This is a genomic window from Tardiphaga sp. (assembly GCF_028290785.1).
In the GTDB taxonomy this organism is placed as follows: Bacteria; Pseudomonadota; Alphaproteobacteria; order Rhizobiales; family Xanthobacteraceae; genus Tardiphaga.
Genome location: NZ_JAQGJD010000319.1, coordinates 1 through 7,222, shown reverse-complemented (window position 1 = coordinate 7,222; position 7,222 = coordinate 1). Strand labels below are relative to the sequence as shown.

Genomic DNA, 7,222 nt, shown 5'->3' with positions numbered 1-7,222 from the left:
ACCGAACATGTGGGGTTTGACCTGATCGAGCCAGGACTGGACCACCGGCTCCTTCTGCCAGAGCGTCCGCACCAGCGGCGGGATCTGCTCGCCGACGAGAATGCCGAGCAGGCCGACCAGCGCCACCACCGGCGGCGCTGGAGAGCGCACGTTGATCAAGCTGTAGATGACGCCGACCAGCAGGCCGGCGCCGAGGGAGATCAAGTGCGCTCTCATGTCGTTATCCTCTCTTACTAACCGTTACTTGGCCGGGCCACCTTCGGAGGCGTGCTCGCCCAGCGCCCACCTCGAAAAGCGGATCTGGATGCCATAGGGCGAATGCGCGCGCTGAATATCCATCATGCCCTCATAGGTCTCGCTGCGCGCCCAGTCCTGCTGCAGCTCATAGGCATATTGCGAGGACGTGATCGGCACCGCGCCGGCCTGGATCGCGCGCTGCATGGCGCGCTCATGGGCTTCCGGCGAGAGATCGCCGCAGGCGTCGGCAGCAATGTAGATTTCAAAGCCTTCGCGCAGCATGTCCAGGGTCGGGAAGATCACGCAGGCTTCGGTCCACAGACCGGCGATCACAAATTTCTTGCGGCCGGTCGCGGCGACGGCCTTGCGGAAGTTCGGATCGAGCCACGAATTCATCGAGGTGCGATCGATGATTTCCTGTCCCGGAAACAGCGACACTACTTCGGGGATGAACGGGCCGGAAAACGACTCTGCCGCGACGGTGGTGAGAACGGTCGGAATCTTGAAGAGCTTCGCAGCTTTTGCAAGAATCTGGACGTTGTTCAATGTGACAAGACGATCATGCGACTGGACGCCCTGGAACATCGCGGGCTGAAAATCGATCAGCGCGATGGCACTGTTCTGCGGGGTCAACATTTCTTGAAAGGACATGAGCAATTCTCCGTGAAGGTGGCGCGATGGCGCGCGCAGGATGTCAATCGAACGCGCAAGGGCGCTTTGGCGTCTGGGCTATTGCAACAGAGGCGCAGACGATCCGATACGTCTGGCCCGAGGCCTGTAACCCGCGCGGAATTGAACCGATGTCGCGGCCGAGGTCTTGTCTGTAAGTCAGGTCTTGGGGATCGCCCGGCTATCGATGAGTCCGGCGCGACTAACCTTAGGTATAGTCGTCGGTCGGCTTGCCGTAGCCGAGGCGGTCTGCCATGCGGACGAGGTCGGCGATGGAATTGGCGCGCATCTTGCGCATCACCGAACCGCGATGAAGCTTGACGGTCGCCTCGCTCAACCCGAGCACGGCAGCAATCTGCTTGTTCATCAGGCCGCAGGCGACGTGCTCGAACACTTCGCGTTCGCGAGCGGTGAGCGTCTCGAAATCGCGGTTGAGGCTTGCTGCACGACGGGCCTGCAGACGCGCGGCGCGGTCCTGCGCAAGCGCCGCGTCCACCGCGTCGAGCAGGTCCTGTGCTCGCACCGGTTTGGTGAGAAATTCCACCGCGCCGGCCTTCATGGCGCGGACCGACATCGGCACATCCGCGTGGCCGCTGATGATGATCACCGGCGTGGTGACGTTCAGCTTCGCCAGATCATCCTGAAAATCCAGCCCACTGCGCCCGGGCAGCCGCACATCGAGAATGATGCAGCCATAGCCATCGAGCATCTCCTGATCGAGATAGTCCTGTGTCGATGCAAATGACACCACCTGCAACCCGACCGAGCGCAACATCCCGTCAAGCGCGTCGCGGACGCCCTGGTCGTCGTCGATGACCGCAACAATGACTGCCGGTGCCTTGGCGACTTCGGTCACGCGTTCACCTGCGGCTGCAAGCGGGGCAGCGAAAACAGGCAGCGGGTGCCGTGCGGCGCGCGCGCTTCAACCCGCAGTTCGCCGCCATGGGCTTCGATAATGGCGCGGCAGATCGACAGCCCCATCCCGATACCCGATTGTTTGGTGGTGAAGAACGGATCGAAGATCTGTCCGGCCACATCCGGCGCGATGCCGATGCCGGAGTCCTCTACGGTCACACGGACCTCGCCCGATGGTTCTCTCCAGGATCTCACAAAAGCGCGCCGATCCCGGCCGTCCGACGCGTTGATCGCATCCGCGGCGTTGGAGAGCAGGTTCAGCAACACCTGCTGCAACTGAATTCGATCGCCGACGACCTGCAAGGGGACCGGCTGAAGATCGATATCGATGGCGATCTCCTGATGGCGAAACTCAAGCTGCACCACCGCAAGGATTCCCTCGATCATCTCATTGAGGTCGAGGGTTTCGAACGCCACCGGCGTATTGCGCGCGATGGCGCGAATCCGCTCGATGATCTTGGCCGCGCGGTGCCCTTCGGAAATCGCGCGCATCGCCGCGGCTTTGGCTTCGCCTAAATCCTTGTGGGGGCCATCCATCCATTTCAGGCAGGCTTCGGCATTCATCACCACCGCCATCAACGGCTGATTGACCTCATGGGCGATGGACGCCGTCAACTGCCCCATGGTCGTCACCCGCGACATCCGCGCCAGATTGGCCTGCGCGGCCTGCAGGGTGTTGGCCGCCTTGCGGCGATCCGACGTATCGGAAAACACCAGCACGGCGCCGCTGACGCTGCCGGCATCACCAACGATCGGCGCGCACTTCTCGTCGATCGGGAATTCCTGTCCGTTGCGGGAGATCAGGATGGCCTGGTCCGCCGTCTTGCAGGAAAGCGACGAAGCCAGAGCGCGCGCGATCGAGGTCTGCTGCGCCGGGCGCCGGTTGACATCCATCACTCGATAGATCGATGCCAGCGGCATTCCGATGGCGTCTTCCTTTGCCCAGCCGGTCATAGCCTCGGCGGCGGGATTGATGAAGCTGACGCGGCCGCGCTCGTCAGTCGCGATCACGCCATCGCCGATGCTCGACAATGTCGCCTCATAGCGCCGCTCGCTCTCGCGCAGCTTGCGGTCGGCGCGATGCTTGTACAGCGCCATCTCGATCACCGTACGCAGTTGTAGGTCTTCGAACGGCTTCAACAGATAGCCGAACGGCTCCGCCTCGCTCGCGCGCCGCATCGTCTCGTCGTCGGCGTAGGCGGTGAGGAACACCACCGGGATATGGCATCTGATGCGGATCTGCTTGGCAGCTTCGATGCCGTCGATCTCTCCCTCAAGGCGAATATCCATCAGCACGAGATCCGGCTGCGTGCTGATCACCAGTTCGACCGCTGCCTCGCCGCGCGACGTGATGCCGGAGACCGAATGCCCGGTTCGCGCGAGCTGTTCGCGGAGGTCGCGTGCGACGATCCGGTCATCCTCGACGATCATGATCCGGGCAGGGGTCATCATGCCGGCGCCCCGGTATAGCGATGGTCCTTGAAGGTCAGCACGAACTTGGTCCCTTCGCTGCGATCGACGAACAGCACGCCGTCGAGCTGCTCAACGAGATCGCGCACCAGTTGCAATCCCAGCGAGGTCGTATCCGTCACATCGATGTGGTCCGGCAGCCCGATGCCATTGTCGGCTACGGTAAGATTGCAGGTGCCGCCATGGGCATCGCTGAACCTGACGGTGATCTGGCCGCTGCGATTGGCGGGGAACGCATGTTTCAGTGCATTGGAAACGAGCTCGTTGACGATCAGCCCGCACGATACAGCCCGATCAAGATCGAGCGTGACGTCGTCGCTGTCCGACACGATATCGACCCGGGAGCGGCCGTAGGCGCGGTCGAGTTGCGCGCACAGGCTCTGGATGTGGGTCTGCATAGCGATTTCGGCGAAATTGCCGGCCCGGTACAGGTTCTCGTGCACCATCGCCATCGACCGCACGCGATTGCGGCTGTCGGCAAACAGCGCCGCCGTCGCCGGATCGGCGATGCGCGATGCCTGCAGGCTCAACAGGCTGCTGATGAGCTGCAGATTGTTCTTGACCCGATGATGCACTTCCTTGAGCAGCACTTCCTTTTCGTTAAGCGAAGCCTGCAGCCTGTCACGCGCAGTGTTGGCGTCGGTAATTTCCAGCGTGGCGCGGCGAAGTTCGAGCTGCGTGATGATCTGCCGGGCCAGCGCTTGCAAGGTGAAGCGCTGGCGGGCAGAGAGGCCTTCGGGCCGCGGGGTGTGATCGAGGACACATACCGTCCCAATGCACAGGCCCGTCGGCGTTTCCAGCACCGCGCTTGCATAGAAGCGCAGTTTCGGATCGCCCCGCACCAGCGGATTATCATGAAACCGAAGGTCGGAAGAAAGATCGGGGACCACGAACAGGTCGGTCTGGAGGATCGCCTGAGCGCAGATCGAATGATTCAGCGGCAGCTCCCGATCGCCACCTCCGACGCCGGTCAACGTCCAGTGGCGGTGGCTGTCGATCAGATTGATGGCGGCGATCGGCGTGTTGCAGATGTCGGAAGCGATCTGCACGAAATCCGAAAAATCGGCCTCCGATGCGGAACCGAGGATCTCGTACCGGTGCAACGCCGCGACGCGGTCGCGATCATTCCACATATCAGGCACTTGGATCGTCGTCATGTCACGCTATCAGGTAAAGGAGCGGGAGTAGAGGTGCGCGCGCAATCTATTCTACGAAAAGGTCAATGAGAACAATTCGTTGCTACATCACCCGATAGCCCGGGTCCGGCGGCAACCACAGCGTTCACGTGCATGACATCCGCGATTTCGGCCGTCTTGCACAAAAATCCGTATTTTATGGCGTCCATCGATCGGCAACGATGGAGGCTCCGGCTGGGACACGGTTCACGATTCGCGTCCCGTTGAACGACGACCAATCCGGCTCAGTTTCGCGCCGTTCTCCGCCAGCTCCCTGGCGACGCGCCGGACATCCGCGAGAATACCCGCGTGAAATGGCTTTGATCGGCAAAGCCGCAGATCAAAGCGATTTCGGCCAAGGGCTGTTCGGAGTTGCGCAGCAATTCCTGCGCCTGCTCGATACGGCGGGACAGCATCCACTGGTGCGGCGTGACACCCGTGGTGCTTTTGAAGGCGTGAATGAAATAGCCGCGCGAGAGTCCGCAGGCCGATGCGAGCTCAGCGATGGACATCTTGCCGCCGGGATGGGCGCGCAGCAGGTCGATCGCAAGGGCCATCTGTGCCGTGGACAACAGCGCGCGTCCACGATCCGGAGAAGGCGCGACGCCGCTATAGCGCTCGTACAGATAGATGCCGACCGCGATGCCGAGTTGGTCCACGAATAGCGGGTTGGCGTTGCTGCCCTTCTCCAGGGCGGGTTGCGCGGCACGCAACAAGCTCGACAATGCCGGATCGCTGCGCTCAAAAGCCGGGCTTAGCTCACCTCGATTGCGCCAGCCGTGTTCTTCCGCCAGTTCGAGCAAGAATGTGCGAGACAGTTCCATCAACAGGAAATCGAACGAGCCTTGCAGATCGGCACGATAGGGGTCCGCCAGATTGCGGAGATACACCGAGTTTTCGGCGAAGTCGTGCGATGTCGTGTGGTTGGCGTGGAACAGGCGCCGGCGATGCCCGCGGCTCTGCGATACGCCGATAAGAAAGCCGCGGTTGTCGCCATCGGTGGCTATCTGGCCGAGCTGCGGATCGTCGCTGCCCTTGCGGAATAACTTGATGCCGGTGCCGCGAAGCTCCTGGTTCTTTCCGAGTTTCTTCATCGGACACCCGAAGACGTCGATCTCGGGTTTGAGGCGGCTGGTTGAAGGGAAACCGATCTCCCTGAGCATGCTGTTCCGCCCCGTTTTACCGGCGATGCCGCGCCAACTCACGACATTCGAGCCGGGCGCCATTGCCCGACGGCGCGAAGATGCGAAATACGTGGTGTGCAGACAACTGACCATTGGTGGATCGCACCTAGCCATAGGTCTAGATCTTCACGCTCATATGACAATTGCACCGCCCTGCCCCTGTACGGGGCTCGGGCATGGATTCAGCGTCCGCTTTAACTGCAAGCTGTCCTTCGAAGCCTATGCAGAACCAGGCATCTAATCACTTAATCCCGAGGGTGCGGCCGGAAGCCAGAACTTATCGAGCCGGCATTTCCATCGCCTGGCGCGCTCGCGCGGTGATGCTGTCCCAGTTGCCGGCCCTGATATCCGCCGCGGGACAAAGCCAGGACCCGCCAACGGCGACAACGTTGCGCTCCGACAGCCATTCGGCAGCATTCGTGACGCTGATGCCGCCGGTCGGACAGAAGCGGGCATGCGGGAACGGTCCGCCTAACGCGCGCAGTGCCGATATTCCGCCCGCCTGTTGCGCCGGAAAGAATTTGACGATCTCAAAGCCGTGCGCCAGCGCCGCCATCAGTTCGGACGCTGTCGCGATCCCGGGGACGAACGGAATGTGGCTTCGCGAGGCGGCCTGCAGCAGCTCGGGCGTCGCGCCGGGGCTGAGGGCGAACTTCGCGTCGATCGACGCGGCCCGCGCGAGGTCGGCGCCATCGAGCACGGTGCCCAGTCCAACGATCGCGTCGGGCACTTCTGCGATGATCGCCTTCGCGGCCTCCAGCGCGACCGACGTGCGTAGCGTGATTTCGAGCACGCGAATGCCGCCTGCGACGAGCGAACGCGCCAGCGGCACGGCATCCTCGATGCGATCGATGGTGATGACAGGGACCACTTTCGCCGCACTGAAAAGTCGGGCCAGCGATTCCTGCCGTGCTGCAGAGGTCGAATGATCGGTCATAAGCTGTCTCGCCGGTTTTACTTCGGGGAAGCCAGGCCGTCGGGCATGGCTGATCGCGGAATGATGGCGCCAGGATAGAGCACGACGGTGCCGGCAAGGCGATGGCCCGCTTTCGCGGCCTCGACAGGTGCGGCACCGCCAAGGCGTGCCGCGATATACGCCGCCGAGAAACTGTCGCCGGCGGCCGTGGTGTCGATCACGCGATCGACCGGTGTCGCCGATATGATCTGATCGACGCCGGGCGCGCGCACCCGACAGGACGGCTCGACCAGCTTGAGAACGAGTTCGGGGACGCGCAACCGCTCCACGACCTGCTTGGCCTCGGAGACGCCGAACAGCATGTCGAGGTCCTCAACGGAAGCGAGAACGATGTCGGCGATCTCGAAAATATCGTGATAGGCGCGCTTGGCAACCTCGCGATCGGGCCAGCCTCGCGGCCTGAAATTGGCATCGAATGCGATGCGGCCGCCCGCTTCGCGAACGCGATCCAGCGACTGCATGAGCCGTTTGCGCCCGCCCTCATCATAGAGCGAAAGCGTGATACCCGAGAGATAGATCAGGTCATAAGCCAACAAGGCGTCGAGGATGGCCGGCGTTTCCGGCAGCGACAGAAGCAGGCGCGCTGCTGAATTTTC

General features: G+C 62.3%; 8 protein-coding genes. All 8 read right to left on the bottom strand.

What is annotated here, in order from left to right; translation table 11 throughout:
• The coding region (locus JWR89_RS19990; protein WP_299719321.1) for a XapX domain-containing protein at positions 1-216 on the bottom strand (216 nt) is incomplete at its 3' end.
• 24 nt (positions 217-240) lie between these two features.
• Positions 241-888 (bottom strand): hydrolase, encoded by a 648-nt coding sequence (locus JWR89_RS19985; protein ID WP_299719318.1) that lies wholly within the window; start codon positions 886-888, stop codon positions 241-243.
• A gap of 226 nt (positions 889-1,114) precedes the next feature.
• On the bottom strand, positions 1,115-1,762 hold the full coding sequence (locus JWR89_RS19980) for a response regulator (protein WP_299719315.1): 648 nt from the start codon (positions 1,760-1,762) through the stop codon (positions 1,115-1,117).
• The gene (locus JWR89_RS19975; protein WP_299719313.1) at positions 1,759-3,273 is read right to left on the bottom strand and encodes an ATP-binding protein; all 1,515 of its coding nucleotides are present in this window, start codon (positions 3,271-3,273) and stop codon (positions 1,759-1,761) included. The genes JWR89_RS19980 and JWR89_RS19975 overlap by 4 nt, the downstream gene beginning before the upstream one ends.
• Positions 3,270-4,448, bottom strand: a complete 1,179-nt coding sequence (locus tag JWR89_RS19970; protein WP_299719310.1) for a histidine kinase dimerization/phosphoacceptor domain -containing protein — start codon at positions 4,446-4,448, stop codon at positions 3,270-3,272. The genes JWR89_RS19975 and JWR89_RS19970 overlap by 4 nt, the downstream gene beginning before the upstream one ends.
• A gap of 263 nt (positions 4,449-4,711) precedes the next feature.
• Entirely contained in the window at positions 4,712-5,743 is a 1,032-nt protein-coding gene (locus JWR89_RS19965) for an AraC family transcriptional regulator (protein WP_299719308.1), read from the bottom strand.
• Between the two features lie 184 nt (positions 5,744-5,927).
• Positions 5,928-6,587 (bottom strand): bifunctional 4-hydroxy-2-oxoglutarate aldolase/2-dehydro-3-deoxy-phosphogluconate aldolase, encoded by a 660-nt coding sequence (eda, locus tag JWR89_RS19960; protein ID WP_299719306.1) that lies wholly within the window; start codon positions 6,585-6,587, stop codon positions 5,928-5,930.
• 17 nt (positions 6,588-6,604) lie between these two features.
• On the bottom strand, positions 6,605-7,222 hold a 618-nt coding region (locus tag JWR89_RS19955), incomplete at its 5' end, for a PfkB family carbohydrate kinase (RefSeq protein WP_299719304.1).

Excerpts from the sequence above, each read along its gene's own strand:
- eda (WP_299719306.1), bottom strand. The coding sequence starts at position 6,587 with ATGACCGATCATTCGACCTCTGCAGCACGGCAGGAATCGCTGGCCCGA.
- JWR89_RS19985 (WP_299719318.1), bottom strand. The coding sequence starts at position 888 with ATGTCCTTTCAAGAAATGTTGACCCCGCAGAACAGTGCCATCGCGCTG.
- JWR89_RS19965 (WP_299719308.1), bottom strand. The coding sequence starts at position 5,743 with ATGGTCAGTTGTCTGCACACCACGTATTTCGCATCTTCGCGCCGTCGG.
- JWR89_RS19975 (WP_299719313.1), bottom strand. The coding sequence starts at position 3,273 with ATGATGACCCCTGCCCGGATCATGATCGTCGAGGATGACCGGATCGTC.
- JWR89_RS19970 (WP_299719310.1), bottom strand. The coding sequence starts at position 4,448 with ATGACGACGATCCAAGTGCCTGATATGTGGAATGATCGCGACCGCGTC.